At 66.3% G+C, this 25,073-nt stretch carries 28 protein-coding genes and 1 pseudogene; 16 read left to right on the top strand and 13 right to left on the bottom strand.

The features are described from left to right. Positions 1-4: 4 nt before the first annotated feature. Both A6E15_RS16805 and A6E15_RS16800 read right to left on the bottom strand, forming a co-directional pair. Entirely contained in the window at positions 5-259 is a 255-nt protein-coding gene (locus tag A6E15_RS16805; protein ID WP_076147915.1) for a hypothetical protein, read from the bottom strand. A gap of 59 nt (positions 260-318) precedes the next feature. Further along, positions 319-498 carry a DUF7470 family protein gene (locus A6E15_RS16800; protein ID WP_076147913.1) on the bottom strand — a complete coding sequence of 60 codons (180 nt, stop codon included), beginning with the start codon at positions 496-498 and terminating at the stop codon, positions 319-321. 135 nt (positions 499-633) lie between these two features. Here A6E15_RS16800 and eif1A point away from each other — a divergent pair, with 135 nt between their 5' ends. Beyond that, entirely contained in the window at positions 634-924 is a 291-nt protein-coding gene (eif1A, locus tag A6E15_RS16795; RefSeq protein WP_066300203.1) for a translation initiation factor eIF-1A, read from the top strand. 337 nt (positions 925-1,261) lie between these two features. Further along, positions 1,262-1,697, top strand: a pseudogene (locus A6E15_RS21915) (S8 family serine peptidase); the annotation flags it as partial. A gap of 65 nt (positions 1,698-1,762) precedes the next feature. Here the strand turns inward: A6E15_RS21915 and A6E15_RS16785 are convergent. The 4 genes from A6E15_RS16785 to A6E15_RS16770 form a co-directional block, all read right to left on the bottom strand. After that, on the bottom strand, positions 1,763-2,875 hold the full coding sequence (locus tag A6E15_RS16785) for a pyridoxal-phosphate-dependent aminotransferase family protein (protein ID WP_076148424.1): 1,113 nt from the start codon (positions 2,873-2,875) through the stop codon (positions 1,763-1,765). 222 nt (positions 2,876-3,097) lie between these two features. Further along, a complete protein-coding gene (locus tag A6E15_RS16780; RefSeq protein WP_076147910.1) occupies positions 3,098-3,757 on the bottom strand; it encodes a plastocyanin/azurin family copper-binding protein in 660 nt (219 codons plus the stop codon). A 172-nt stretch (positions 3,758-3,929) separates the two neighbouring features. Next, on the bottom strand, positions 3,930-4,397 hold the full coding sequence (locus A6E15_RS16775) for a plastocyanin/azurin family copper-binding protein (RefSeq protein WP_076147908.1): 468 nt from the start codon (positions 4,395-4,397) through the stop codon (positions 3,930-3,932). A gap of 193 nt (positions 4,398-4,590) precedes the next feature. Beyond that, positions 4,591-5,823, bottom strand: a complete 1,233-nt coding sequence (locus A6E15_RS16770) for an MFS transporter (RefSeq protein ID WP_076147906.1) — start codon at positions 5,821-5,823, stop codon at positions 4,591-4,593. 107 nt (positions 5,824-5,930) lie between these two features. Between A6E15_RS16770 and A6E15_RS16765 the strand changes: the two genes are divergently transcribed. The 4 genes from A6E15_RS16765 (at position 5,931) to A6E15_RS16750 (ending at position 10,423) form a co-directional block, all read left to right on the top strand. Continuing rightward, complete coding sequence (locus A6E15_RS16765; protein WP_076147904.1) at positions 5,931-6,587, top strand: DUF6517 family protein; 657 nt, start codon at positions 5,931-5,933, stop codon at positions 6,585-6,587. A gap of 299 nt (positions 6,588-6,886) precedes the next feature. After that, entirely contained in the window at positions 6,887-8,266 is a 1,380-nt protein-coding gene (locus A6E15_RS16760; protein ID WP_076147903.1) for an O-acetylhomoserine aminocarboxypropyltransferase/cysteine synthase family protein, read from the top strand. Next, a complete protein-coding gene (gene metX, locus A6E15_RS16755) occupies positions 8,263-9,516 on the top strand; it encodes a homoserine O-acetyltransferase MetX (RefSeq protein ID WP_076147901.1) in 1,254 nt (417 codons plus the stop codon). Before A6E15_RS16760 ends, metX begins: the two co-directional genes overlap by 4 nt. Positions 9,517-9,652: 136 nt before the next feature. Then, positions 9,653-10,423, top strand: a complete 771-nt coding sequence (locus A6E15_RS16750; protein ID WP_076147899.1) for a hypothetical protein — start codon at positions 9,653-9,655, stop codon at positions 10,421-10,423. A gap of 76 nt (positions 10,424-10,499) precedes the next feature. Here A6E15_RS16750 and A6E15_RS16745 read toward each other — a convergent pair whose 3' ends face one another. Continuing rightward, a complete protein-coding gene (locus tag A6E15_RS16745; protein WP_076148423.1) occupies positions 10,500-10,889 on the bottom strand; it encodes a hypothetical protein in 390 nt (129 codons plus the stop codon). Between the two features lie 248 nt (positions 10,890-11,137). Further along, positions 11,138-11,782 carry a phosphoserine phosphatase SerB gene (gene serB / locus A6E15_RS16740; RefSeq protein WP_076147897.1) on the bottom strand — a complete coding sequence of 215 codons (645 nt, stop codon included), beginning with the start codon at positions 11,780-11,782 and terminating at the stop codon, positions 11,138-11,140. Positions 11,783-11,897: 115 nt separating this feature from the next. Here serB and A6E15_RS16735 point away from each other — a divergent pair, with 115 nt between their 5' ends. Continuing rightward, positions 11,898-13,394, top strand: a complete 1,497-nt coding sequence (locus A6E15_RS16735; protein WP_139326618.1) for a PAS domain S-box protein — start codon at positions 11,898-11,900, stop codon at positions 13,392-13,394. A 9-nt stretch (positions 13,395-13,403) separates the two neighbouring features. Here the strand turns inward: A6E15_RS16735 and A6E15_RS16730 are convergent, their stop codons facing one another. Further along, positions 13,404-13,859 carry a universal stress protein gene (locus tag A6E15_RS16730; protein WP_076147894.1) on the bottom strand — a complete coding sequence of 152 codons (456 nt, stop codon included), beginning with the start codon at positions 13,857-13,859 and terminating at the stop codon, positions 13,404-13,406. Positions 13,860-14,095: 236 nt separating this feature from the next. On the opposite strand from A6E15_RS16730, the gene serA reads away from it, so the two are divergent. After that, entirely contained in the window at positions 14,096-15,682 is a 1,587-nt protein-coding gene (serA, locus tag A6E15_RS16725; protein WP_076147892.1) for a phosphoglycerate dehydrogenase, read from the top strand. Positions 15,683-15,784: 102 nt separating this feature from the next. Here the strand turns inward: serA and A6E15_RS16720 are convergent, their stop codons facing one another. Then, on the bottom strand, positions 15,785-16,405 hold the full coding sequence (locus A6E15_RS16720; RefSeq protein WP_076147890.1) for a class I SAM-dependent methyltransferase: 621 nt from the start codon (positions 16,403-16,405) through the stop codon (positions 15,785-15,787). A gap of 116 nt (positions 16,406-16,521) precedes the next feature. Here A6E15_RS16720 and A6E15_RS16715 point away from each other — a divergent pair, with 116 nt between their 5' ends. Further along, the gene (locus tag A6E15_RS16715) at positions 16,522-17,316 is read left to right on the top strand and encodes a hypothetical protein (protein WP_076147888.1); all 795 of its coding nucleotides are present in this window, start codon (positions 16,522-16,524) and stop codon (positions 17,314-17,316) included. 117 nt (positions 17,317-17,433) lie between these two features. Here the strand turns inward: A6E15_RS16715 and A6E15_RS16710 are convergent, their stop codons facing one another. Beyond that, positions 17,434-17,754 carry a cupin domain-containing protein gene (locus A6E15_RS16710; RefSeq protein ID WP_076147886.1) on the bottom strand — a complete coding sequence of 107 codons (321 nt, stop codon included), beginning with the start codon at positions 17,752-17,754 and terminating at the stop codon, positions 17,434-17,436. 134 nt (positions 17,755-17,888) lie between these two features. On the opposite strand from A6E15_RS16710, the gene hisI reads away from it, so the two are divergent. From hisI to A6E15_RS16695, 3 genes are all read left to right on the top strand, one after another. After that, positions 17,889-18,257: a phosphoribosyl-AMP cyclohydrolase gene (gene hisI / locus A6E15_RS16705; RefSeq protein ID WP_076147885.1), complete on the top strand. Its 369-nt coding sequence runs from the start codon at positions 17,889-17,891 to the stop codon at positions 18,255-18,257. A gap of 1 nt (position 18,258) precedes the next feature. Then, entirely contained in the window at positions 18,259-19,437 is a 1,179-nt protein-coding gene (locus A6E15_RS16700) for a DUF7118 family protein (protein ID WP_076147883.1), read from the top strand. A gap of 87 nt (positions 19,438-19,524) precedes the next feature. Next, a complete protein-coding gene (locus A6E15_RS16695) occupies positions 19,525-19,920 on the top strand; it encodes a universal stress protein (RefSeq protein WP_076147881.1) in 396 nt (131 codons plus the stop codon). Between the two features lie 27 nt (positions 19,921-19,947). Here A6E15_RS16695 and A6E15_RS16690 read toward each other — a convergent pair whose 3' ends face one another. After that, positions 19,948-20,391, bottom strand: coding sequence for a pyridoxamine 5'-phosphate oxidase family protein (locus tag A6E15_RS16690; RefSeq protein ID WP_076147880.1), 444 nt, complete (start codon positions 20,389-20,391; stop codon positions 19,948-19,950). A 318-nt stretch (positions 20,392-20,709) separates the two neighbouring features. Here A6E15_RS16690 and A6E15_RS16685 point away from each other — a divergent pair, with 318 nt between their 5' ends. Continuing rightward, entirely contained in the window at positions 20,710-21,129 is a 420-nt protein-coding gene (locus A6E15_RS16685) for a hypothetical protein (RefSeq protein WP_076147878.1), read from the top strand. A gap of 98 nt (positions 21,130-21,227) precedes the next feature. On the opposite strand, the gene glmM is transcribed toward A6E15_RS16685, so the two are convergent. Next, a complete protein-coding gene (gene glmM / locus A6E15_RS16680; protein ID WP_076147876.1) occupies positions 21,228-22,604 on the bottom strand; it encodes a phosphoglucosamine mutase in 1,377 nt (458 codons plus the stop codon). A gap of 103 nt (positions 22,605-22,707) precedes the next feature. Between glmM and A6E15_RS16675 the strand changes: the two genes are divergently transcribed. From A6E15_RS16675 to A6E15_RS16665, 3 genes are all read left to right on the top strand, one after another. Beyond that, entirely contained in the window at positions 22,708-23,538 is an 831-nt protein-coding gene (locus tag A6E15_RS16675; protein ID WP_076147874.1) for an HVO_0234 family beta-propeller protein, read from the top strand. 67 nt (positions 23,539-23,605) lie between these two features. Further along, the gene (locus A6E15_RS16670) at positions 23,606-24,139 is read left to right on the top strand and encodes a hypothetical protein (protein WP_076147873.1); all 534 of its coding nucleotides are present in this window, start codon (positions 23,606-23,608) and stop codon (positions 24,137-24,139) included. Between the two features lie 67 nt (positions 24,140-24,206). Continuing rightward, on the top strand, positions 24,207-25,064 hold the full coding sequence (locus A6E15_RS16665; protein ID WP_076147871.1) for a ribose-phosphate diphosphokinase: 858 nt from the start codon (positions 24,207-24,209) through the stop codon (positions 25,062-25,064). Positions 25,065-25,073: the final 9 nt, after the last annotated feature.

Raw genomic sequence — 25,073 nt, 5'->3', positions numbered from 1 at the left:
GAGATCAGTCCGCCGACTCGGTCGGCGACAGCACCTGCGGAACCTCCTCCAGGTCGACCTCCTCGCCGAGGTCCTCGGCGTCGTCGACCGGGCCGTTGACAAACAGCGCGTGCCCGATGAAGGCGATGGCGACGACTCCGAGGCCGAGGATAGCCAGCGGCGACGGTACCGGCGTCGCGTAGCCGACGAGGGCACCGGTTCCGAGACTCGCCGCGATCGCGATCAACACGAGATCGTAGTAGTGAAGCGTCGGTCCCATACCGGAACCGACGAGACGCAGACGCAAAACGCTTGAGCCGAGTCGGGGGCACGAGGCCGTCAGAACATGCCGAAGCTCTGGAGCATGCCGGAGATCAGGGACCTGACGACGAGCCCGAGCCCGGCCAGTACCAGCGCGATCCCGACGGCGACGATCCAGTTCGCGTACGCGATGAGGCCGATCCCCGCGAGCAAGAGGACGATACCGACGAGACCGAGCGCGCCGAGATTACGGAGCATACGCTGGGTTGCAGAGCCGAGCGAAATAAGCGGCGTGGTTTCGGGGACCGATCGAGCGGGTCGCGACCGCAACGGCTAGCGGTTCCGTCGCGCTATCAGTAAAGCGTTAAACCCCTCGACCGCCAACCTGCGGCCATGAGCGACGACGGCGAGGGCGGTCGGAAGAACCTCCGGATGCCCGAGGACGACGAGGTCTTCGCGACCGTCACGAACATGCTCGGGGCGAATCGAGTCAAGGTACGCTGTGCCGACGGCACCGAACGCACCGCACGGATTCCCGGGAAGATGCAAAAGCGCATCTGGATCCGCGAGGACGACGTCGTGTTGGTCGAACCCTGGGACTGGCAGGACGAGAAGGCCGACATCACCTGGCGCTACGAGAAAAGCGAGGCCGACCAGCTTCGCGAAGAAGGCCACATTCAGTAGAACTAAATTTGTCTCTGCGGGCCGCCGTAGGCGGCCCTCGGCAAAATTTAGTATAAAAGCGCTCCTCCTTCCTCTCCACTCACTTCGTTCGGTCCGAGTCAGTCGTCGGCCCGCGAGCGCCATGCGGCGCTCGCGGCGAACGGCGTCGTTCGGGTTCTTCGAACCACTCACTCGCCGACGATCGCATGAACTATAGTAGCCGCTGAAACGAGTTACACACTGATCGCAACGCTGTCGTGCGATTAGGTGCGCAATGACTTTCAGCGGCTACTATAGGTTCCACCGGAGAACGCGATATCGAGAGTCGCGTCCGTACGAATCGAATCTCGATGTTCTTGAGGACGAGACGCTGGCGTCCTACAGCAGCGTCGGGTCGGCCGTCGACCTGTTGGCCCCGGGAACGGAGATCGACTCGACGGCCGTCGACAACCGGTACGCGCAGGCGAGCGGGACGAGTATGGCCTGTCCGTTCGTCACCGGCGTCGCGGCGCTCGTCTGGGAGAGCCGCGAGGAAGCGGGACCGGAACCGAGTGCGGCGGTCAGCGTCGCCCTCACTGAGTCGGCGGAGGCGGGACTCGGAGCGTGCGCGGAGGGCCACGGACTCGTGAACGCCCCGCGGGCGCTCGGTGCCGGCCCCGCGGGCGCTCGGTGCCGACCCCGAGGTCGACGGTGACAGCGGCCTCCTCGACGGCGGTGGGCCGTTGGCGATACTCGAGCGGATCGTGGACCTGATCGCGGACACCTTCGAGTGGCTCTGGGGGCTGTTCGCCTAATCGCCGATCCACGACGAAAATCTCGAATCAAAAACGGCCGACAGGTCCAACGTCCTCGAGCGTAGCTACAGCCCGGCGACGTCTTCGATCGCGTCGGTCAACTCCTTGATCGACTCGAGGTCGTGTTCTCCCATGTGGCCGATGCGGAACGTCTTCTCGCCGAGTTGCGAGCCGTAGCCGTTCGAGAAGACGAAGTCGTACTCCTCGGAGACGGCCTCGATGGTCTCGGCAACGTCGATGCCCTGCGTGTTCTCGATGCAGGACACCGTCTGCGATTCGTACCCTTCCTCGGGGAACATGTCGAAGTGGTCGCGGGCCCACTCGCGGGTGTACTCGGCCATCTCGCGGTGGCGCTCGTCCCGGGCGTCGTGACCCTCGGAGAGCATGTGTTTCATCTGCTTGCGATACGCGAGCATGATCGGGATCGCCGGCGTGGAGTGGGTCTGGCCCTTCCGCTCGTAGTAGTCGATCGTCCGCTGGAAGCCGCCGTACCACGACGCGGAGTCCTTCTCGAGTTCGCGCTCGTAGGCGTCGTCGCTGACGACACAGACCGCGAGTCCGGGGGGCATCGCGAACGCCTTCTGGGTCGACGCGAAGATGACGTCGATATTGTGTTCGTCGATGTCGACGTAGTCCCCGCCCAGCGAGGAGACGGCGTCGACGACGAAGTAGGTGTCCGGATACTCGGCGACGACGTCGCCGATCTCCTCGATGGGGTTGCGCACGCCCGTCGAGGACTCGTTCATGACCGTCGCGACGACGTCGTAGTGTTTGTCGCTCTCCTCGAGCGTCTCGCGGATATCCTCCGGTTTGATCGCCTGCCCCCAGTCGTACTCGAGGCGGTCGACGTCTTTGCCCAGCCGCTCGGCCACGTTGGCGTGGCGCTCGCTGAAGCTGCCACAGGTCGGGACGAGGATGTTCTCGTCGACGAGGTTGAGCGTCGAGGCCTCCCAGAACTCCGTGCCCGAGCCGGTCAGGATGACGACCTCGTTGTCGGTGCCGAGGAACTCCTTGGTGTCCTCGACGATGGTCGTATAGAGGTCGGTCATCCGGTCCATGCGATGGCCGAACATCGGCTCGCACATCGCCTCGATGACGTCCTCGCGCACCTCGGTCGGACCCGGGATATACAGCGTCTTGTCGGGGTAGTCGGCCGTGTATTCGCGTTTTTCGGTCACGGAAATCACCTGATACGGGCTACTGCGAAGCGAGGCGGTATGGTACTTTTGATGCCATCCTGAGAGTGCGGAGCACCGGCGGGAAGGCACCCCGACGCGGGCAGGCGGAACGGCTCGATCGGGGACGCGCTCGCCGCTCGAGGGCGATCGAACTATAGTAGCTCTTGAAAATCAATGTACATCCGATCGCAGGACAGCGTTGCGATCGGTGTGTGAATCGTTTCAAGAGCTACGATACTCGCCGCTTCGGACCCGGATAGTCCCCTGCATAGTGATGGTGTGCGGATGGCAGACGTACGCGGCCATCTCCTCGCTGGCGGTCACCGTCAGCCGCTGCCCCTCGTCGGGCTCGGCGGCCAGTTCGGTCTCGAGGCCGTCGACGACGTCCTCGTTTTCGTCCCAGATTTCGACGTTGTGTTGGGCGCCGTCTCCCTCGGTCCAGCCGATCGTGTACTCCTCGCCCGCCTCGAGAACGAGCGTCGGGTTCGCTACCCCCTCGATCGCGGACGGCTCGAGACCGACCCATTCGGTGGTCTCCCCGCCGAACAGGATCTCCGTTCCGGGTTCGATCTCGTACTCGCGATCGGTCTCGGTCGGTTCTGTCTCCCCGTCCTCTGGGTCGGTCTCCGAATCGGCGTCGGCGGCGTCGGTGGTACCGTCCCCGTCAGACGCCTCGTCACCGTCGGATCCGTCCGCTCCCGACCCGTCGTCTCCATCGGTCTCGTCCCCCGTATCGGGTTCGTCGCCATCGCCGTCGTCGGTCGAGCCGCCGGGGTCGTCGGTCGTACTCTCTTCCAGACACCCCGCGAGGACGCCGGTCGCCGCCGTCAGTCCGGCGGTTCGGAGCAGTCTACGACGAGTTCGATCACTGTCGCTTTTCACGAACTCGAGGACATATCAGTTACACTAAAAAGTGCTGATTCGACCGGGGACGGAGCGGCCACACCCGGAAACGTATACTGTAGCCCATCGGACAAAAACGTCGAAAAGCGGTCGGAAACTGCAACGGTCAGACGGTATCGACCGTTTCACCCGGGTTGCGGCGTCGATTCCGTTATTCGAGTTCGATGTTGCCCGTCATGCCGACGCTGTAGTGGGGCTCACAAACGTACTCGACGGTGTCGCTCGACGCCTCGAACTCGACCGACGCACCGGCTTCGCTGGTCTCTTCAGTCGGTCCTGCGACGGCCGACTCACTGTCGTCGTAGACCGCGAGGTTGTGCGTACCCGTCTCGTTCTCGACCCACTCGATCGTGTAGGTCTCGCCCTCGGTGAGGCTGAGGTCGGGGTTCTCCACGCCTTCGATCTGGGACGGCGCGACGCCTTCCCAGGACTGAGCCAGCGACTTGAGCTCGATGGTCGTTCCGGACTCGATCGTGAACGGGCCCTCACTGTCGCCGTTGCCGTTACCGTTGCCGTTACCGTTGCCGCCACTGCTACAACCGGCAAGGAGCGCGGTCGTCGCCGCCGCGCCCGTCACCTTCAGTGCTGTCCGCCGTGAAACCGGATTATCTCGTGCCATCACCCGGGATTTAGCTCGCGCGCATAAAAATTGATACCTTCTAGTACTGCTATGTTATGGTCACACATACCACGATCAAAGACTGTCAAGCCAACTGTTCGGACGGCCGCCTCATACGGACCGCGATCAGTCAGTGCCGGCGCAACCGCGACTACCCTGCGGTTGCACCGGTACATAGTTACAGCAAACCGTCTCAGGCGTCCCCGTGATCGCCCGACCGGAACCGTTCGGTCCGCTCGAGCGAGAGTCGCAGAAACACCGGGACGGTGACGATGGCGATCGCGATCTCCAGGCCGCCGACGACGAGGAAGGCTACCTCGTAGCCGTAGCCGCTGGCGACGGTGCCGCCGACGAGGAAGCCGCCGAGGAAGCCGAGGCTTCCGGCGAGGTTGAACCCGGCCATGGCGAGCCCGCGTTCGCTCTCGTCGGCGAGGTCGGTGACCAGCGCCATCGTCGCGGGGGAGACGAGAGCGCCGAGGACACCGACGCCGATCATCGCGACGGCGGCGGCGGCGACCGACGGGGACGCGCCGACGAGGAGGATCCCACCGCCGTAACAGGCCGATCCGACGACGATGGGGACGGTCCGTCCGATCCGGTCCGAGAGCGCGCCCATGGGGTACTGCAACAGGGCGAACGGACCGAAGAAACACGCCAGCATGAGACCGGTCGCCCCGGCGTCGAGCCCGAACGTCTCCTGGAAGTACAGCGTGCCGACGAGCGCGAAAAAGCCCGCGGTGAGCCGGTCGACGAAACCGAAGGCGTAGGGAATCGATAGGGTCGGTCGCCGCCGGACCCCGTCGATGAGGGCGCGAGCGCTCCGGCCCCGATCGGGCGTTCGGTCCTCGATACGGGTCACGAGCGTGCCGACGCAGACGAGGAGCCCGGCGGCGACCAGCAGCGGCGCGATCGGATCGATCTCGGTCAACTGGCCGCCGATCGGCGCGCCCAGCGCCGCGCCGGTGCCGATGGCGATCCCAGCCGCCCCCATGTTCCGCCCGTGTCCCCCCTCGAGGTCCATTAGCATGGTCATCGTCAGTGAGAAGGCACCGATGGTCATCGAACCCTGCAGGACCCGGAGGGCGAGGACGCCCGCGAAGGGAATCGAGCCGACCGCCGGGACCGCGGCGAGGGCCGCGTAGCCGACCGCGCCAGCGAACGAGCCCGCGACGATGAAGGGGACCCGTCGGCCGGTCGCGTCGCTTGCGACCCCCCAGAGGCCGACGAAGGCGACGTAGGCGGCGAACTCGGCCACGAGGAACCACATGCTCGCGTCCAGCGGCGTCGCGGCGAACACCGACGTCGTCGCGTCGGCCCCCAGCGTCCCGACGAGCGTCGCGACGCCCGGATAGAGCAGCAACTGGGAGAACATCACCGCGAAGACGAGAGTGGCCAACACGACACGGTCGCGGTCACTCGAGTGCACGAGCGGCCCTTCGTACTACGGGCCTATCAAGTCGTCCGTCTCGGGCGACGCCGCGTCGTCCGCACGGAACCGACGCGTTTTCGGTCACCGACGACCTCTACATAGCGATGACGCTCACGCGCCGCCGACTGCTCGTCGCGGGGACGACCGCCGGAACCGCGCTCGTTGCCGGCTGTACCGGATTCGTTGCGGACTCGTTGGCCTCGGAGGCGGCGACCGTCGCCCCGGCTGCGCTCGAGGAGACCGGCTACGAGGAACGGACCGTCGAGGAAGTACCCGTCGAACGGACCGTGAGCCGGTTCGGGATCGAGCGAACGATCGAGGCACGGAACTGGTACGCCGAGTACGACCGCTCGATTTCGCTCGACGCCGTCGGACTGACGCGCGTCCAGGCGGCGGTCGTCGCCGTCCTCTCGACGCCGCAGGTGTCGGTCCTCGGGAAGACGTTCAACCCCGTCGGCGACTACTCGACGGACGACCTCGTCGCGCTGATCCAGGACCGGTACGACCGGCTCGAGGACGTCGACCGCGTCGGCGAGGAGTCGGCGACGGTCCTTGGATCCGCGACGACGCTCGTCCGGTACGAGGCGCGTGCACAGCTCGTCGACGCCAGCGCGTCGATCGAGGTCTTCCTGCTGGTCGGCGAACCGGTGACCCACGGCGACGACTTCGTGATCCCCGTCGCGGTCTTCCCGCAGGTTCACGGCTTCGAGACCGAGTCCGGGGCCGTTCGGACGATGCTCGAGTCGATCGAACACGCGTAGGTGCGCCGAGCCGAGGTCGCGACGGAGACGAGCTACGAACGGATGTCGGCGTAGCCCTCGTCTTGCGGTCGCGTGAGTTCGCCGCCGCCCGAGGGGACCGTTTCGCCCCCCTCGACGAGGTCCTTCAGGTCCAGGTGTCGCTGCAGGCCGTGGACCGCGACGCCCGTCTCGAGCAGCGATTCGACCGTCTCGCTGCCGTCGACGGAGGGAGTCCCAGATTTTGTGCGTGTGAATGTCTAGGCTGCTGTTTTTGCCGTTACTACGATGCATATGAACGTGGAGAAGTATGCATACAGAACATGAGCGACGACGCCAGCGACGGGTGCGACGGCGATCGCGAGACGTCGGAGACGTCTCGAAGCGGAGGCGGTGACACCGCCGATCGCGAGAAGCGCGGGCTGGGCACCCGTAGCGTCCACGCGGGCCAGTCCCCGGACCCGGAAACCGGCGCGAGGGCACCGCCGATCTACCAGACGACCTCCTACGTCTTCGAGGACGCCGACACGGCCGCCGACCGCTACGCCCTCGAGGACGACGGCTACATCTACTCGCGGATGGCAAACCCCACGGTCACCACGCTCGAGGAGCGCCTCGCCGACCTCGAGGGCGGGGCGGGCGCGGTCGCGACCGGCAGCGGGATGGCCGCGCTCGACGCCGCTGTCCTGATCCTCGCGGAGGCCGGCGACAACGTGGTCTGTTCGACCGACACCTACGGCGGGACGACGGCCTACTTCTCGAAGACCGCGACGCGGCGGGACATCGAACCGAAATTCGTCCCCACGCTCGAGTACGACGCCTACGAGGCGGCGATCGACGAGAACACCGCCTTCGTCCACGTCGAGACGATCGGCAACCCCTCGCTGGTGACGCCGGACTTCGAGCGCGTCGCCGAGATCGCCCACGACAACGGCGTGCCGCTCGTGGTCGACAACACGTTCGCGACGCCGGCACTGTGTCGACCGCTGGAACACGGCGCGGACGTCGTCTGGGAGTCGACGACCAAGTGGCTCCACGGCTCCGGCACGACCGTCGGCGGCGTGCTGGTCGACGGCGGTTCCTTCCCGTGGGGCGAGCACGGCTACGACGAGATCGCGGGCCAGAACCACGCCTACCACGACGTCGACTTCTCGCGGGACTTCCCCGAAGCCCCCTTCGCGGCCGCGGCCCGTTTTCGGTCGCTGCGCAGTCTGGGGAACCAGCAGTCGCCGTTCGACGCCTGGCAGACGCTGCAAGGTCTCGAGTCGATGCCGCTGCGCGTCGCGAAACACTGCGAGAACGCCCGGATCGTTGCCGACTATCTCGACGATCACGAGGCCGTCGCCTGGGTCACCCATCCCGGCCTCGCGGACCACCCGACCCACGACAACGCGAGTCGGTACCTCGAGGACTACGGCGGGATGGTCGCGTTCGGCCTCGAGAGCGGATACGCCGCGGGAAAGGCCTTCTGCGAGAACGTCGAGTTGGCCTCGTTCCTCGCGAACATCGGCGACGCGAAGACGCTGGTGATCCACCCCGCCAGCACCACCCACGGCCAACTCACGCCCGAAGAGCGCGAGGAGGCCGGCGTCACCGACGATCTGATCCGGATGTCGGTGGGTATCGAGGACCCCGAGGACATTCTGGCGGACCTCGAGGGAGCGATCGACGCCGCGACACGAGCGGCGGGTGAGACGGCATGACGACCAAGGAGACGGTCGATCTCGGGGAGTTCCAGTTCCTCTCGGGGGAGTCGATCCCGAACCTCGAGGTGGCCTACGAGACCTACGGCGACTTCACCGGCGATAACGCGGTACTGATCTGTCACGCGCTGACCGGCAGCGCCCACGTCGCCCGCCGGCCGGACGCCGGCGACGAGACCGCGGGCCAGGCCCGAGCCTGGTGGGGCGACGTCGTCGGCCCCGGGAAGGCGATCGACACGACGGAGTACTACGTCGTCTGTGCGAACGCGCCGGGGTCGTGCTACGGGACGACCGGACCAGCCAGCGAGAACCCCGAGACGGGCGAGCCCTACGGCACCGACTTCCCGCCGGTCACGGTCGGCGACTGGACCCGCGCCCAGCGGAAACTGCTGGACGAACTCGGCGTCGGTCGGCTCCGCGCGGTCGTCGGCGGCAGCGTCGGCGGGATGAACGTCCTCGACTGGCTCCGGCGCTACCCGGACGACGTCGAACGCGCGGGGGCGGTCGCCACTGCGGCCAGACTCGATCCGCAGTGTCTCGCGCTCGATACCGTCGCCCGCCGGGCCATCACGAGCGACCCGAACTGGAACGGCGGCCACTACTACGGCGCCTCCGAGAGCGACGCGAACGGAGGGCCGTCGGACTCGTCCGGCGGGAGGGCCGAACCCGAGGACGGACTGGCTCGAGCCCGTCAGATCGGCCACATCATGTACCTCTCGAAGGCCTCGATGAGCCGGAAGTTCGGCCGACGGTCGGCGGGCCGGGAGACGGTCCGCGAGGAGCAGCCCGATCCCGCGGCAGCCTTCTTCCCGTATCGGGAGGTCGAGTCCTATCTGGACTATCAGGCCGACAAGTTCGTCGACCGGTTCGACGCCAACAGCTACCTCTACATGACCCGCGCGATGGACGACTTCGACCTCGCGGCGGGGTACGAGGGAGACGCCGACGCGCTGGCGGCCTTCGAGGGCGAGCTCCTCTTGCTCTCCTTTACCGGTGACTGGCACTTCACCACCGAACAGGCCGAAGCGCTGGCCGAAGCCGCCCGCGAGGCCGACGTCGACGTCGCGCATCACGTCGTCGAGTCCGACCACGGCCACGACGCCTTCCTCGTCGAACCCGAGAAGGTCGGCCCGCCGCTGTCGGACCTGCTCGCGGCGGGACTCGAGGGACGGGCGATCACCGACACCGAACCCGAGTCCGACGACTCCGGGGAGTTCGCGCCGGTCCACACGAGCCTGTTCTCCGAGTGAGATCGTGCCAGCCGCGATATAAGTAATTAGGTCGATAGGTTTGGGGGCGGCTCAGTCGGGATTTCGCCGGCCACTATCGGTATCAGCGGGGAATAGTGCCGTAAATTATAATACCTTTCTGACTGATGTATTGGTGATGTCAGACGGGAAGCAGCTCGATTACGAGGATGAATCGGACGTACAGCGGCAGGTCCCGCAGGACGGCGGGAGCGATCTGCCGGTCAAAGAGGGGGCGGTGTTCGGGGCCATCGCCGTCGTCGCGACGTATCTCACGCACTTGTTCTTGACGATGATTGCATCCGCACGGACGATGCCGGAGGTGAACACCACCGGGGATTCACCGGTCATGACGGATCTCGTCGGTTCGTGGATCGCGGCGGGCTGGAGTTACCTCGGAATGTTCGGTGTCGGGTTCGAGGCCAACGGAGAGTCCATCGTACTCGGAAACATTCCGAACAATGCCGCCGCGCTTACCAACACGCCGTTCCTCTTTTCGGGGGTTATTCTGTTCGCAGTTACAGTCGGAACAGTGATGGCGGCCGGCTACGGTATCGCTCGATACACCGATGCTGACGGTCCGGTCGAAGCGGCAAAGGCTGGGATCACTGTCGTTCCACCGTACCTCGTGTTCGCGGCGCTCGCTGCCTTCGTGATGACCACGACGTTCTCCGACTACGCGACGGTAATGAGTGCCCTCGAGGCCGTCCCCGTACTTGAATCGGACCAGTTCATCGACGCACAAGAGCAGACCGTCACGTCCGATATCGAGGTCGGGCCATCGACCAGCGACGCGATCCTCTTCGCTGGCATCGTCTTCCCGGCCGTCTTCGCGATCGTCGGGGCGCTCATCACGCAGGGTGAGGACATCATCGACGCCGCGATCGCGAAGGTAGACGAACAGACGTAGACCGGCGTTCAGGGGGCGCCGTTTTTTACGACCCGGTCGGCAGAATGACCAGCGACGAGGAGGACTGGAGTCGGTTTCAGGGGCGGTCGCTCTGCCCGCGTGGTTGGACGGTGTCGATCGAGACGTACTGTTCCGCGTGAGACCCGTCCGACCGTCGGCGGGCGAGCCAGTACTGGAGATCCGAGACGAACAGCGCGAGGTTCTCCCGGGCGAGTAACTTCATCGAAACGCCCTGAGGCGAGCGGAACAGCGCGATCAGCGACCACATCGTCCCGGCGGCGAACGCGCCCATCGCCGAGAAGGTCATCCCGAGCGTGAAAAACGTCGTCGCGTAGACGAAGCCGATCCCCATCGACGGCAGGCTCGTGCCGAGGGGGACCCGCGCGCTCGAGTCGCGCAGGGTCGGCGCGAGAAAGACGATCGAGAGGCCGCTGCCGAGCATGAATACGAGGTCTTGCCACATCATCATCAGAACTTACCCGATCTCGAGTTAATAACTCTCTCGGTGCGGAAATCGGCAGTTAGCCCTGAACGTCACGCCGGGCGGAAAAACGAGCCGAGACGGCGGCTATAGTAGCCGTCGAAACGATTCACACACTGATCGCAGCGCAGTCGTGCGATCAGGTGTGCAATGACGTTCAGCGGCTACTATAGAAACGGCCAGTTCCGAGAATCCGATATCGCCGAGTGAGACAACAGGGAATTACGGGTCGATCAGTCCTCGGCGAGGACGCCGTCCGCGACGAGCGCCTCGCGGGCCTCGGTCATCGTCGAGACGACGGTATCGCAGTGGGGTTCGACCGCCGGCTTGGGTTCGAACCCGATCGCCAGCCCCGCGACCTCGAGCATCGGCAGGTCGTTGGCCCCGTCGCCGATCGCGACGGTGTCGGCGAGGTCGACGCCGACCTCGGCGGCGAGGTCCGCGAGGGCGTCGTCCTTGGTGCCCTCGATCAGCGGCCCCTCGACCGCGCCGGTGAGTTTCCCCCCGCTCATCGGTAGCCGATTCGAGACGATGTGATCGACCGAGACGCCATCGCGCTCGAGGGCGGCCGCGACTCCGCGTTCGAACCCGCCGGTGAGGATGGCGGTCGTGACGCCGGCGTCGTTCAGTTCGGCGACGAGATCGGCCGCGCCCTCCCGGAGGACGACCTCGTCGAAGGCGGCCTCGGCCTCCGCTTCCGGCAGCCCCTCGAGCAGGGCCGCGCGCTTGCGCAGGCTCTCGGCGTACTCGATCTCGTCGTTCATCGCGCGCTCTGTGATCTCGTCCATGTCCGCGGCGACGCCGCGGCGATCGCCCAGCAGGACCGTCATCTCGGAGTCCGAAAGCGTCCCGTCGAAGTCGAAAGCGACGACTGTCATCGATCGCCGGTTGACGGTCCCGGGATAAACCAGTTCAGGTTTCCCGTCGCGGGACGCTGGTTGCGAACTCCGTCGTCCGCAGCGACGATCGACGCTACGATCGATCTCGGCCCGGATGGCCGGAGTTTATATAACCGTCGCGGCCCGTTTCCCTCGCGTGACCGGCGGTAATCGGGAGCGAGCGCGATCGGGTTCGGCCGCCGACCTCGAGTCGCCGCTGTTTCCCTTCGAGGAAGGCGAGTTCTTCCGGCAGTTGGTCGCCAACACCTCCGAGGGGCTGCTGACCATCGACGAGGAGAGTACCATCGTCTTCGCCAACCCCGCGATCGAGGAAATCCTCGGCTACAGCCCCGCGGACCTCATCGGCTCCTCGAAGATGACGTTGATCCCCGAGCGGCTACAGGACGCCCACGCCGCCGGGTTGGAAAAGTACCTCCGCACCGGCGAGAAACACATCGACTGGGACGGGATCGAACTCCCCGCGTTACACAAGAACGGCCACGAAGTCCACGTGCTGGTGAGTCTCCGGGAACACACCCACGAGGGCCAGCGGCTGTTCACCGGTCTCTTTCGTGACATCTCCGACCGGAAGGCCCGACAGCGCCGCTTCGAGGCCGTTTTCAACAACACCTACCAGTTCACCGGCCTCCTCGAGCCCGACGGGACCGTCCTCGAGGTCAATCGGACGGCGCTTTCCTTCGCCGGGGTCGAACGAGCCGACGTCGTCGGCGAGCCGGTCTGGGACACCTACTGGTTCCAGCTGGCCGACGGGGCACGCGAAACCGCGCTCGAAGCCGTCGAGCGCGCCGGCGAGGGGGAACTGTTCCGGGACGAACTCCGGATCCGGGGTGCCGACCGAACCGCAGTCATCGACTTCTCGATCCGGCCGATCACCGACGAACGGGGCGAGATTCAGCTTCTCGTCACGGAGGGACGGGATATCACACCGCTGAAACTCCGCGAACAGCACCTGCGAGTCCTCCACCGCCTGCTCCGGCACAACCTCCGCAACGAACTCAACGTCATCAGCGGGTTCGCGGAGACGCTGCTGACGGACCTCGAGGACGAGACCCACCGCGAGAACGCGGCCGAAATCGCGACGGCGGCCGCGTCGTTGATCGACCTCAACGAGTCGGCGAAGGAACTCGCCGACGCGACCCTCTCGGACGGCGGGCCACGGACGCCGATGACCGTCGGCGACGCCCTCGAGACGGGCGTCGCCGATCTCCGCGACCAGTATCCCGCGAGTACGATCACGATCACCGGGGACACGGACGCGGCCGTCCTCGGTGGCGCTCGGCTCGCGACCGTTCTCGAGGAACTCGTCCAGAACGCGGTCGCCCACGCCGACGAGCCGGTCGTCGAAATCGCCGTCGACGAGGGCGTCGAAACGGTCGGCGTTCACATCCGCGATACCGGCCCCGGCATCCCCGCATCCGAGCGGGCCGGGATCTTCAACGACGAGCCGGTCACGCAGGTCAGACACGGCAACGGGCTGGGACTGTGGCTCGCCAGCCTGATCGTCGACGATTACGGCGGCACTCTCGACTACACGTCACGCGACGACGGTTCGGGGAGTTGCGTCACCGTCCGCCTTCCCCGGGCGCGGTAACGAACAGCCCTACTCGCCGTCCTCGACCGGGGTCTTGACGATCGTCACCGGCCGGGACGCCAATCGTGCGACGCGATCGGTGACGCTCCCGAGCAGCTGGCGGTACTCGCCGGGCCGTTCCTTCGACCCCATCACGAGCATGTCGACGTCGGCCTCGTCGGCGTACTGGAGGATCTGTTCGTGGGGGCGGCCGTGTCTGACGACCGTCGTCGGCTCGAGGCCCGCGTCCCGGGCCGCCTCGGCCGCCGACTCGAGGGATTCCTCGCCGACGTGTTCCAGCGCGGTCTCGAGGCTCTCGAACTCGTGGACGTACTCGTCCCCGCTGTAGGAGCTATAGACGTCGCTGTCGACGACATAGAGCAAGTGAAGCTCCGCGTCGGTGTCCTCGGCGACGGTGATGGCGTGTTCGGTCGCGAGTTCCGTTCCCTCCGCGGCGTCGGTTGGAAGCAGGAGTTTGTCGTACATACGTGCTAGTGTCGTCCGTCGATTGATAACTCTTGGCCGTACTTCTCGGGCGCTGGGAGAACGAGAGCGGAAACCATGGTCGACGACGCCGAGACACGGGCCACGACATCGACGACGCGAGAGCCGACGGGTTCGGCGCCGCACATCGCCGACACGCGGACTGACAGACTGCGGTATTTTTTGCCGGTCCCGACCACAACGGAAGGGTTTACCTGTTCCGGCCGGTTGTCTCGCGCATGAAGGTTCTCGTCACGGATCCGATCGCGGACGCGGGTCTGGACGTACTCAGAGGCGCCGGCCACGAGGTCGAAACGGGCTACGAACTCGAGGGCGACGACCTCCTCGAGGCGGTCTCGGACGCCAACGGCATGATCGTTCGCTCCGGGACCGAGGTCACCGAGGAGGTCCTCGAAGCCGCCGAGGATCTGGTCATCGTCGGCCGGGCCGGCATCGGCGTCGACAACATCGACATCGACGCCGCGACGGACACCGGCGTCATCGTCGCCAACGCCCCCGAGGGTAACGTTCGGGCGGCCGCCGAACACACCGTCGCGATGACGTTCGCGACGGCGCGCTCGATCCCGCAGGCCCACATCCGCCTGAAGAACGGCGAGTGGGCCAAAAGCGACTATCTCGGCACCGAACTCGACGGCAAGACCTTAGGCGTCGTCGGCCTCGGCCGCGTCGGCCAGGAGGTCGCCAAGAAACTCGACACGCTGGGCATGGACCTCGTCGCGTTCGACCCCTACATCTCCGAGGAGCGTGCCGAACGGCTCGGCGCGGAACTCGTCGACTTCGAGCCGTGTCTCGAGCGCGCCGACTTCCTGACCATCCACACGCCGCTGACACCCGAGACGGAAGGCATGATCGGCGAATCGGAACTCGACCTCCTCGAGGGCGGCTACATCGTCAACGTCGGCCGCGGCGGTATCATCCAGGAGGACGCCCTCGCCGCCAAGATCGAGGACGGAACGCTGGCCGGCGCGGCACTTGACGTCTTCGCCGAGGAGCCCCTCCCGGCTGACTCACCGCTGCTCGAACACGACGAGATCATCGTCACCCCGCACCTGGGCGCGTCGACGGAGGCCGCACAGGAGAACGTCGCCACCTCGACGGCCGAGCAAGTAAACGCCGCGCTCGCCGAGGAACCCGTCGCCAACGCCCTGAACGCCCCCTCGATCGACGAGAGCGCGTTCCCCCGCGTCGAGCCCTACATCGAGATCAGCGAGACCGCCGGCAAGGTCGCCGCGCAACTGCTCGAGGGCCGCATCGAGGACGTCGAGGTCGTCTACGAGGGCGAGATCGCCGACGAGGACGTCGAGTTCGTCACCGCGAGCGCACTCAAGGGCGTCTTCCAGCCGCTGGAGTGGCAGGTCAACGCGGTCAACGCGCCCCAGATCGCCGAGGATCGGGGCGTCGACGTCACCGAGTCCAAGACCCGCCAGGCCGAAGACTTCCAGAGCCTGATCTCGGTGACCGTCAGCAACGACGACGACGAAGTCTCCGTCGACGGGACCCTGTTCGCCGGCAACGATCCCCGAATCGTCCGCGTGGACGGCTACCGCGTCGACGCCATCCCCCACGGCCGGATGGTCATCGCCCGCAACACCGACGAGCCCGGCGTCATCGGCCAGATCGGCTCCGTGATGGGCGAGTACGACGTCAACATCGCCGGCATGTTCAACGCCCGCGAGACTATCGGCGGCGAGGCCCTGACCGTCTACAACGTCGACAGCGAGGTCCCCGAGGCCGCAAAGGAGGAGCTCGAGTCCGACGAGCGGATCATCGGGATCAACGACATCACGCTGAACGGGCAGAACTGAGGCGGTTTACTGTACCCTATCGTACGGATTGCTGTCCCGATGTCCCGGCGCACCCGCCGCCCGGGTCGCAGGTACGCCGGCACTGACTGACAGGAAACCGTATCAGTTGCGACTGGAGCCGCGATACTCGGCCATCACGAACGGGACCGAACTCCCGAGCGGGTCGTCGACACGGCGCTCCCAGACGAGTTCGAATCCAGCCGTTTCAAGCGCTGTACGAGTCCACTCGCGGCCATGAGTGCTGAAGAACATCGATCGGCCGCTCCCGAGCCAGTCGCGCCGGACCGTCTCGTAACTGCTCGAGCCGACCGTCATGAGGAGCCGACCGCCCGGTCGAAGGACACGCGCGAACTCCGCGTAGACGGCGGGATGGTCCGCACGAGGAACGTGGAAGACGGCGTGATACGCCGTGATTCCGTCGACCGAGTCCGCCGCGATCGGGAGGGCTGTCATCTCTCCCTGGACGAGGTGCGCGCCGGGGACAGTGGCCGCGGACAACTCGAGTTGGCGACTCGAGAGGTCGAGCCCGATCCGTTCGACTCCAGTGAGGTTTGTGAGCGTTCGCATCCCGTCACCACAGCCGATGTCGAGGACGGTCGCATCCGCGGGAAGCGCCGCGAGCAGGTCGTCGATCAGGGCGGCGTCTTCTCCATCTGCCCGGCGGTTCCTGGCGTAGTCGTCGGCGACGGCGTCCCACGCCCGCCGGAGTTCTCGTCGGTCCATGGGCGGGAGATGGCCCCGGAGGGCATGGCGCTGGTGCCAAACGAGTACGGCAGTGGGCCGGCCCGATCGACCGCGTTGGCCGTACGCTCTTGTCACTCGGCGTCGTAGAGGGGGCGATGAAATCTCCCGAGATCTCGCGGCTCGCGGCCGTCATCGCTGACCTCCGTGACCGCGGCTACCGCTACCCGGATCCGATCGACGTCGAAGCGCCGGTCGTGATGACTGGTGGCGACCACCCTGCGAACGGTCCGGACGCACCGCTGTCGGTCGATCGCGTCCGGGAGGTCACGCCGCTGTCGATCGTCAGCGGACTGGCGGATGCCGCCCACGCCGGTCGCGCGCCGGTTCTCGTCGTCGACGAGTGGGGAGTCGAGGACGCCCAGGCGATCCTCGGCAGCCCGTTCTTGCTCCGCGCCCGGACGGATGGACGCCGCCAGTTCTACTCGATTCCGGACCGGATCGCGCTGACCGACGGCCGGTACGCCTGCGTGCGAACCGACACGAACCCGCAGTGGCGGGAGGAGTCGGCGACCGCGTTCGAGACTGGACGTGAGGACCCGCCGATCGAGGAGGGCCGCGATCGGACGGGGACCGACAAACCACGACTCTTGCTCGAGGCCGACGGCACGGTTCAGGCCGCCCTCGCAGCCGACGCGCTGACCTGTCCCGGTCCCGAACCGGACGCGTTCCCCTACCGGTACGGCCGCGGCGCGGACAAGCGCATCCACGTCTTCGATCGGCACCGCGAAGTCGGCCGCTACGCCGGTATTGCCGCGATGAAGGGCAACGCCTACCGGCCAGTATCCTTGCCCTTGCTACCCGAACACCACGTCAAAACGGGCGGCAAGCTGGCTCGCAGCGTGACGCTCGCCGTCGTGACGGCCGACGGTGTCGAGTACGAACGACCCTGAGACGGACCGCTGTACCGATGTCCCGGTGCAACCGCAGTGCGGGTCGCGGTTGCGCCGGCAATGACTGACAGTAGTCCGTCCGAGGAGACAGCCGCCCGCGACGGTCGACGCTGGCGATCACGGTGCGCCCATCAGCACGAATCGACTCTCGGTGTCTCCGTTGTGGATCCGGTGGGTCGCATCCGGGGCGATCCGGATCGCATCGCCTGGGTCCATTTCGACCGACTCGTCTTCGACGGTGACCGTCGCTTCGCCCTCGATCAGCAGGTAGACTTCTTCGTGGCCTTCCGCCTCGTGGGCGTGTTCTTTTCCTTCCCAGCCCGGATCGCACTCGACGACGGTCACACCCATGTTCTCGCAGTCCAGTTCGTCACGGAGGAAGTACATCCCGTTCCGATCGTCGACATCGTGGTAGTTCACTTTGGTGTAGTCGGACATCACGGACTCCTGCCCACACGACGCATTATAAACGTTGACGGTACCCACGTCCGGAGCGGACGGCGAGCGTTCGCCGTCGACATGGCGACCCGACCAGCAAAAGACCTATCGCTCGGACGAACAACGTCTCGAATATGAACGACGACGTTGCGGTCGACTTCGGCGAAGACGGGCTCGTCCCCGCCGTGGCACAGGACGCCGACTCCGGCGAGGTACTCATGCTCGCGTACGTCTCGCCGGAGGCCCTAGAGCGGACCCGCGAGACGGGTCGGGCCCACTACTACTCGCGGAGCCGCGACGAGTTGTGGGAGAAGGGTGCGACCAGCGGCCACGTCCAGTCCGTCGCGGAGATCCGCGTCGACTGCGACGCCGACACCCTGCTCTATCTGGTCGACCAGGAAGGCGGCGCGTGTCACACCGGCCACCGGTCGTGTTTCTACCGGACGATCGAGGGCGAGAACGTCGGCGAACAAGTGTTCGACCCCGACGCCGTCTACGAATAAAATGAGCGAACGCGCTCCGCCCTCCGACGCTCGCTCGAGCGCCACTGCAGGGAGCGACGGCGAACCGACCCCGCTCGAGGAACTCGAGGCCGCCCGGAACCGCCTCGAGACGATCGAGGACCGCATCGCCGACCACGGCGAGGAGACGGTCGACGAGGTCGCGACGGCCTACCGGCGGGCCGAGACCCTCCTCGAGGACTACGTCGACCGCGCGACCGGCACCGGCAAGGAGAACTTCCAGGCATACATCGAACTCGAGGGGAAGTTCGACGGGCTCGTCTCGGGACTCTCCGAGGACCTGCCCGAACACGAGGCCTTCGAGGACGCCCTCGAGGCGATCGACAAGCGCCGGCTCAGCGAGAAAGACTTCGAGCGGGCCCGCGAGGCGCTGGCCCCGGCGGCCGACTACGCCGACCTGCTCGACGATCGCGAGCGCGCCAGCGCGACCCTCGCCGAGGCCCGCAAGGACGCGAGCAAGCGCCTCCGGACCGTCAGAGAGGAGATCGAGGACCGCGAGCGGTTGCTCGAGCTGGCGACCGCGGATCTGGACGCCCCCGTCGAGCGGCTCCGCGAACCGATCGAGCGCTACAACGAGGCCGTCCGCGAGGCCGTTCGCGAGTACCGACTCGAGGCGAGCGCCCGCGAGGTGTTCGACCTCCTCGAGCGGAGCCGGTGGTACCCGTTCGTGGGCTACGAGCAGCCCCCCGCGGACCTGTCGGAGTACGTCCGCGGGAACGACGCCGGCGAGTACACGATCCCCGAACTGCTCGAGTACGCCGACTACTCCCGGTCGAAGCTCTCCCATTACGTCGACAGCGCGGACGCGCTCAAGCGGTCGGTCGCGACCCAGCAGACGTATCTCGACGGGATCGACGCCGAGCCGCTGACGATCGACTGGCCGCCCGAACCGGCCGGTGCCCTGCGTCGCCGAGCGCGGGAGTATCGCCCCTTCGTCGCCCGGATCGCCGACGAGTCGGTCGTCGCGAAACTCCGCGCGGTCCGGCTGCTCGCGACCGACCCGGACTACGACCGACTCCAGACCGCCGCCCAGGCCGTCGCACAGCTGTCGGCCGACCAGCGCCGACGGCTGACCGACGGCCGCGTCGAAGACGAACTCGAGTCCCTGCGGAACGAGCGCGATCGGCTCGAGGACGCGCTCGAAACCGAGGACCCGGTCTGAGGCGTCGACCGGACGCGAGTCTCCGCGTCGGCGCGCCCCCCTCGAGCCGCCCCCCGTACTTTAGCCGCCGCCAGCCGAACGACGCGTATGGGCAGACACGTCCTCGTTCCGATGGACGACTCCGAACCCGCGCGGGCGGCGCTGGACCACGCCCTCGAGTGGGTGCCGGCCGACCGCCTGACGGTCGTCCACGCGGTCGACGACCTCACGGCCGACTACGCGGGCATCGTCGCGGCGGACGACGAACCCGACTTCTTCGCGGACGCGCGGGCGACCGCCGCGGAGTTCGGCCGGTCGCTCGAGACGGCCGTCGTCGAGGGCGAGGGCGCGGCCGAGGCGATCCTCGAGTACGTCGACGAGGCCGACGTCGACGCGGTCGTGATGGGCAGCGAGGGGAAGGCGGGCGTCTCGCGGCTGTTGCTCGGCAGCGTCGCAGAGGGGGTTGCGCGGCGGGCCGAGGTTCCGGTAACGATTGTTCCCTGAGTCGGTCGCGCCGTTCAGTACAGATGCTTATTGGTCGTTGGGTGCGGGGGTGAAGGCGTTGAACTGTCGACCAGTGATTGAGTTTGGTGTTAAGCGATAGTAGTCCACTGCGAACTCGTCAGGTTTCGTGTCAGGATAGACGTTTAGCGTAGGAATGGAAGCGTTTTCCGTGATCGCTGTCGCGGCCTTGGGTTCTTCGTCTTCTGGGACCGGTTCGAGCGTTCCACTTACGATGACGCTCTTTGCTGGCTGTTCGTCGTAGACGGTGAACGTCGCTGTCTCTGTTGGTTCTAGGAACGCCATCTTCTTGCTCTCCGGTGTGTAGACGAACTGGAAGTACAGTGTCTCACCGTCGTAGCCGAATGATTCGGGAATTGAATACGCTTCTGTGCTGTCAGTAAGTGCTAACACACCAACGCCTGACTCGCGGAGTAAGGTATCACTCTCTGCGCGAGATAACTCAGTAGTCATATAGGTACGTACATCCTCGGCCCTTGAACATATTCTGTCCTGGGATTCCAATGAGCGATTAGTCGTTCACCTATACTGACCGTGAGTTTCGCACTGAACTCTGAATAAAGAAACCGTACTACCAACTACTGATATGTTTACACAAACCATTTCTACACTATTTCAAATGTTGAAGAGGGTGTCCTAGAACTCATCCCACGGTGTTGATTGCATCTACTTCGATGGTAGATTGAATGGTGTGTGGGGATGGTTAATTCACGCAGCATGGGTGTCCCGTGGCCCATAACAGTTTAATCAAGCGAATTGATAACTCATACTATGCCCTCACGACGTGAAACGCTCCTCGCTGGCGGACCTCTTCTGAGTTCGACGTTCGCTGGTTGTCTGGATACATTCAAAACAACTGGCTCACTTCAGGAAGTACACGTTGAACTCCACAACGGAGATGACGAAACTCACGAGTTTCACCTCGCTCTCGAACTTGAAAGCGAAATCATGGAATGGGAGTCGTACCCTGTCGACGCAGAAACCGCAAAATCGGTCGAGATTACGCCACCTGAAGATTCATCACCCGTAGCGTTACATGGAACTGCTGACGACTTCGCAGATTATGTTGAGTTCAGTGGAGTGGATGACGTTGATGAAGATTTTTGTCTTCAAGTGGCCTTCTGGTATAAGCTATCCAATAGTAATAGTGAACTCACTGACCTTATGCTATCAGCCGATAGAAGGTGCTGATACTTGGATAGCAACCGAAGAGACGAGGCGTAGTCCCGATAACTATACCACCTGTACTGAAACAGTTAGGCCGCTCGAGCGGACGATAGAAACCGGATTCAGGCGTCGGCTTTCGCGTCGGCCAACGCGTCGTACATGTCCGCGACGAGTTCCTCGGCGCGGTCGCCCTCGCGGGCCTCGGCGTAGATCCGGACGAGAGGCTCGGTGCCGGACGGACGGGCCAGCACCCACGCGTCGCCGTAATCGAGCCGGTAGCCGTCTCGAGTGTTGAGGTCCGCGTCGGCCGCTTTGGCCTGGTTGGCCGCCGCGTCGAGCATCGCGTCGCGTTCCGCCGTCGACTCGTACTCGAGGTTGCGCCGGACGTTGACGTAGCCGTCGTAGGGGGCGACGATCTCGCTGACCGGCCGTTCGGCGACGAGTTCGAGGAACCGGGCGGCGGTGAAGGCACCGTCCCGCGAGAGCCGGTAGTTCGGGAAGAAGATCCCGCCGTTGCCCTCGCCGGCGATCGGGACCCGCTTGCCCGAGTCCTCGAGTTCGCGGATGCGGGTGATGATGTTCGTCGAGCCGATCGGCGTGAGCTCGAGGTCGGCCCCGACCTCGTTCACGACGTCGACGAGCCGCTGGGAGACGTTGACCGCCGAGACGGTCGTGTCGCCGGCCTCGAGTTCGGCGGCGGCAAGCGCCGCGAGGGTGGCGTCGCCCTCGACGTACTCGCCGTCCTCGTCGAAGAAGATCGCCCGGTCGGCGTCGCCGTCGTGGGCGATCCCGACGTCGGCGTCGGTCGACCGGACGAGCCGGCCCAGATCGGCGAGGTTGTCGGGGACGGGTTCGGGGTCGCGACCGGGGAATCGACCGTCGGGCTGGCCGTTGACGGTGACGACCCGACAGCCCAGTTCCCGGAAGAACTCCGGGCTGGTCAGCGCGCCCGCGCCGTGGCCGGGGTCCAGCGCGACGGTCAGGTCGGCGTCGGCGATCGGCTCGCGATCGACGGCCGCGAGCAGCTGCTCGACGTAGGCCCGGCAAACGCCGTCGATCTCGCGGACTCGGCCCGTCTCGTCCCAGGCGGCCGCCGTGAACGACTCGGCCAGCAGCCGGTCCTCGATGGCCTCGAGAGTCGCGACCGAGAGTTCGACGCCGTCGGCCCCGACGAGTTTGATCCCGTTGTACTGGGGCGGGTTGTGCGAGGCCGTGACGACGATCACCGGGACCCCCTCGCGTTCGGCGTAGGCCTGTGCCCCCGGCGTCGGAACGATCCCCAGTCGGTCGACGTCGATGCCGATACTCGCCAGCCCGCTCGCGGCCGCATCGGCCAGCATTCGTCCGGTGTAGCGGGTATCGCGGGCGATCCCGACCCGCTTTGCACCGGCGTCCTCGACCCAGATCGTCCCCGCCGCCTTCGCGACGCGGAGAACGAACGCGGGCGTCAGCTCCTCGTTGGCGACGCCCCGCGTCCCGCTCGATCCGAATATCTCCATTACGCGTTAGTCGGCGGGGCCGCCCCATAGTGATTCCGCAAACCGATCCCGAGGGACGGCCCCGGGACGGAACGTTTTCGGCCCACCCCGTCCACGGTCAGGTATGCACTCGATCGAGGAGAAACGCGTCTACGGCGACCGCGAGGGCGCGATCACCGCCTACGTCGCGAGCGCGACCGGCGTCGTCCGCGTCCGCGTCGCCGGCGACACCGTCGGCGAGTTCGGCCTCTGCGAACGCCGTCCGGCTCGAGACGTCGCGACGACCGACGAGGCCGTCGCGATCGCGACCGACGAGGACGTCCGGGTTGCTCGACTCGAGGACGGCGAGGATACGGAGACGTTCGCCGAGACCGGGTTCGGCCCGGCGGTCGCCGTCGGCGCCGACGGCGGCGAACTGTTCGCGGCCGCCCCCGACGGCCGGATCGCCCGCCGGCCGGCCGGTACCGAGGAGTGGACCGACCTCGAGGGCGAGGGCGTCGCGGCGGTGCGGGCGATCGACGGCGACCTCGTCGGAACGGACGACGGTGTCTACCGGGTCCGCGACGGCGGGCTCGACCACGCCGGTCTGACCGACGTGCGAGACGTCTCGGCGGCCGGCGTCCCGCTCGCGGCCACCGCCGAGGGCCTGTACAAACTGGGTAACGGCTGGATGCCGATCCGAGAGGGGCCGTTCGACGCCGTTTCGGCGGACCCCCGTTCGGAGCCGGGCCGACTCGCACGCGCATACGCGATCGCTGGCGAGGAGATCTACGGCTACGCCGGCGACGACGAGTGGCGGGCGATCGAGGACGCGAGCGAACCGATCGTCGACGTCGGCTACGGAGAGACGACCTACGCCGTGACCGAAGCCGGGACGTTCCTCGCGGCCGGCGAGGACGGGTGGCGTCCCCACCCGATCGGGGTCCGCGAGGTGACCGGGCTGGCCGTTCGATAGCGGGGGCGACTGCCCGATCGGCGTCTGACGGAGGTTTAACTACGCGGGCTGACCACCCACGAGATAGATGGGAGCGATACCACGACGGCGACTGCTTGCCGTGACCGGCACTGCCCTCACCGGCGCGGTCGCCGGCTGTACGGGGAGCGACGATTCGGGGAACGGCAACGGGGACGGCTCGACGGACGGCGACGATTCGACCGGCAATGACGGGACCGACGCCGACGAGGGCGCCGGCGGGACGCTGCTCGGAAACGTCGTCGTCGAGAACTTGGACGACACGTCACACAGCGTCGACGTCATCGTCGAGTTCGACGGCGAACCCGAACACTGGTCGACCCACGGCCTCGAGGGCGGCGAGGGCGTCGATCTCGAGCGCGACTGGTCGACCGAGCCCGGCGCGTTCCGCGTGCTGGTACGCCTCGACGGCGGCGACCCGACACGGATCACTCCGGAGCGGTGGAACGGCCCCAACTGCGTCAACGTCTTCGTGTTGATCGGACGCGAGGGCGGACTGACGATCAGCGGCGATACCGGCGGCGGCCCCTGCGGGGAGGGCGAGGCGACGGTCGACGAGGCCGAGACCGGCTCCGGATCGTGAGCCCGGCGGCCGTCTCGAGCGGGTCCAGAACGAAAACTGGTTTAGCCCCCGCGCTGTCGAACCGACTATGATCGTCAGCGGCTCCGCGTCGCAGGCACTGGCCGCGGCGCTGGCACGCGAACTCGAGGAACCGCTCGCCGCCGTCGAGTACGACCGCTTTCCCGACGGCGAACTGCTCGCGGCCGCCCCCGGCGTCGCCGAGGCCGACCCAGATCGGGCCGTGATCGTCGCCTCGACCGTCTCGAGCGACGCCCACCTCGAACTGCTCCAGTTGCAAGACGCGGTCCGCGAGGCCGGCGTCGAGAAGATCGTCACCGTCCTACCCTACATGGGGTACGGCCGTCAGGACGCGCCCTTCGAGCCGGGCCATCCCGTCTCCGCGCGGGCGGTCGCCCGCGCGATCTCGACCGGGACCGACCGCGTGCTGACCGTCAATCCCCACGAGACCGCCGTCTGTGAGTTCTTCGAGCCGACGGCGACGGCCGTCGACGCGGCTGGCCAGTTGGCCGATCCCCTTCCCGACGACCTCACCGAACCCGTCTTTCTCTCGCCGGACGCCGGCGCGATCGAACTGGCCGAGACGGCCCGCGACGCCTACGGGACGGGCGAAACCGACTACTTCGAGAAGACCCGCCACTCCGGCACCGAGGTCGAGATCACGCCCAGCGATGTCGACGTAGCCGACCGCGACGTCGTCGTCGTCGACGACATCATCGCGACGGGCTCGACGATGAGCGAAGCCGTCGGCGTCCTCACCGAGCGCGACGCCGACCGCCTGTTCGTCACCTGCGTCCACCCGCTGCTCGCCCGCGACGCCGTCACGAAGCTCTCGCGGGCCGGCGTCGAGGCGATCTACGGCACCGACACCATCGAGCGGGGCGTCGATACCGTCTCGGTCGCCCCCACGCTCGCCGAACACCTGTAAGTAAACGAT

Source organism: Natrinema saccharevitans (assembly GCF_001953745.1).
In the GTDB taxonomy this organism is placed as follows: domain Archaea; phylum Halobacteriota; class Halobacteria; order Halobacteriales; family Natrialbaceae; genus Natrinema; species Natrinema saccharevitans.
The sequence above is the reverse complement of the archived record's forward strand: the minus strand, read 5'-3'. Positions and strand labels throughout refer to the sequence as shown.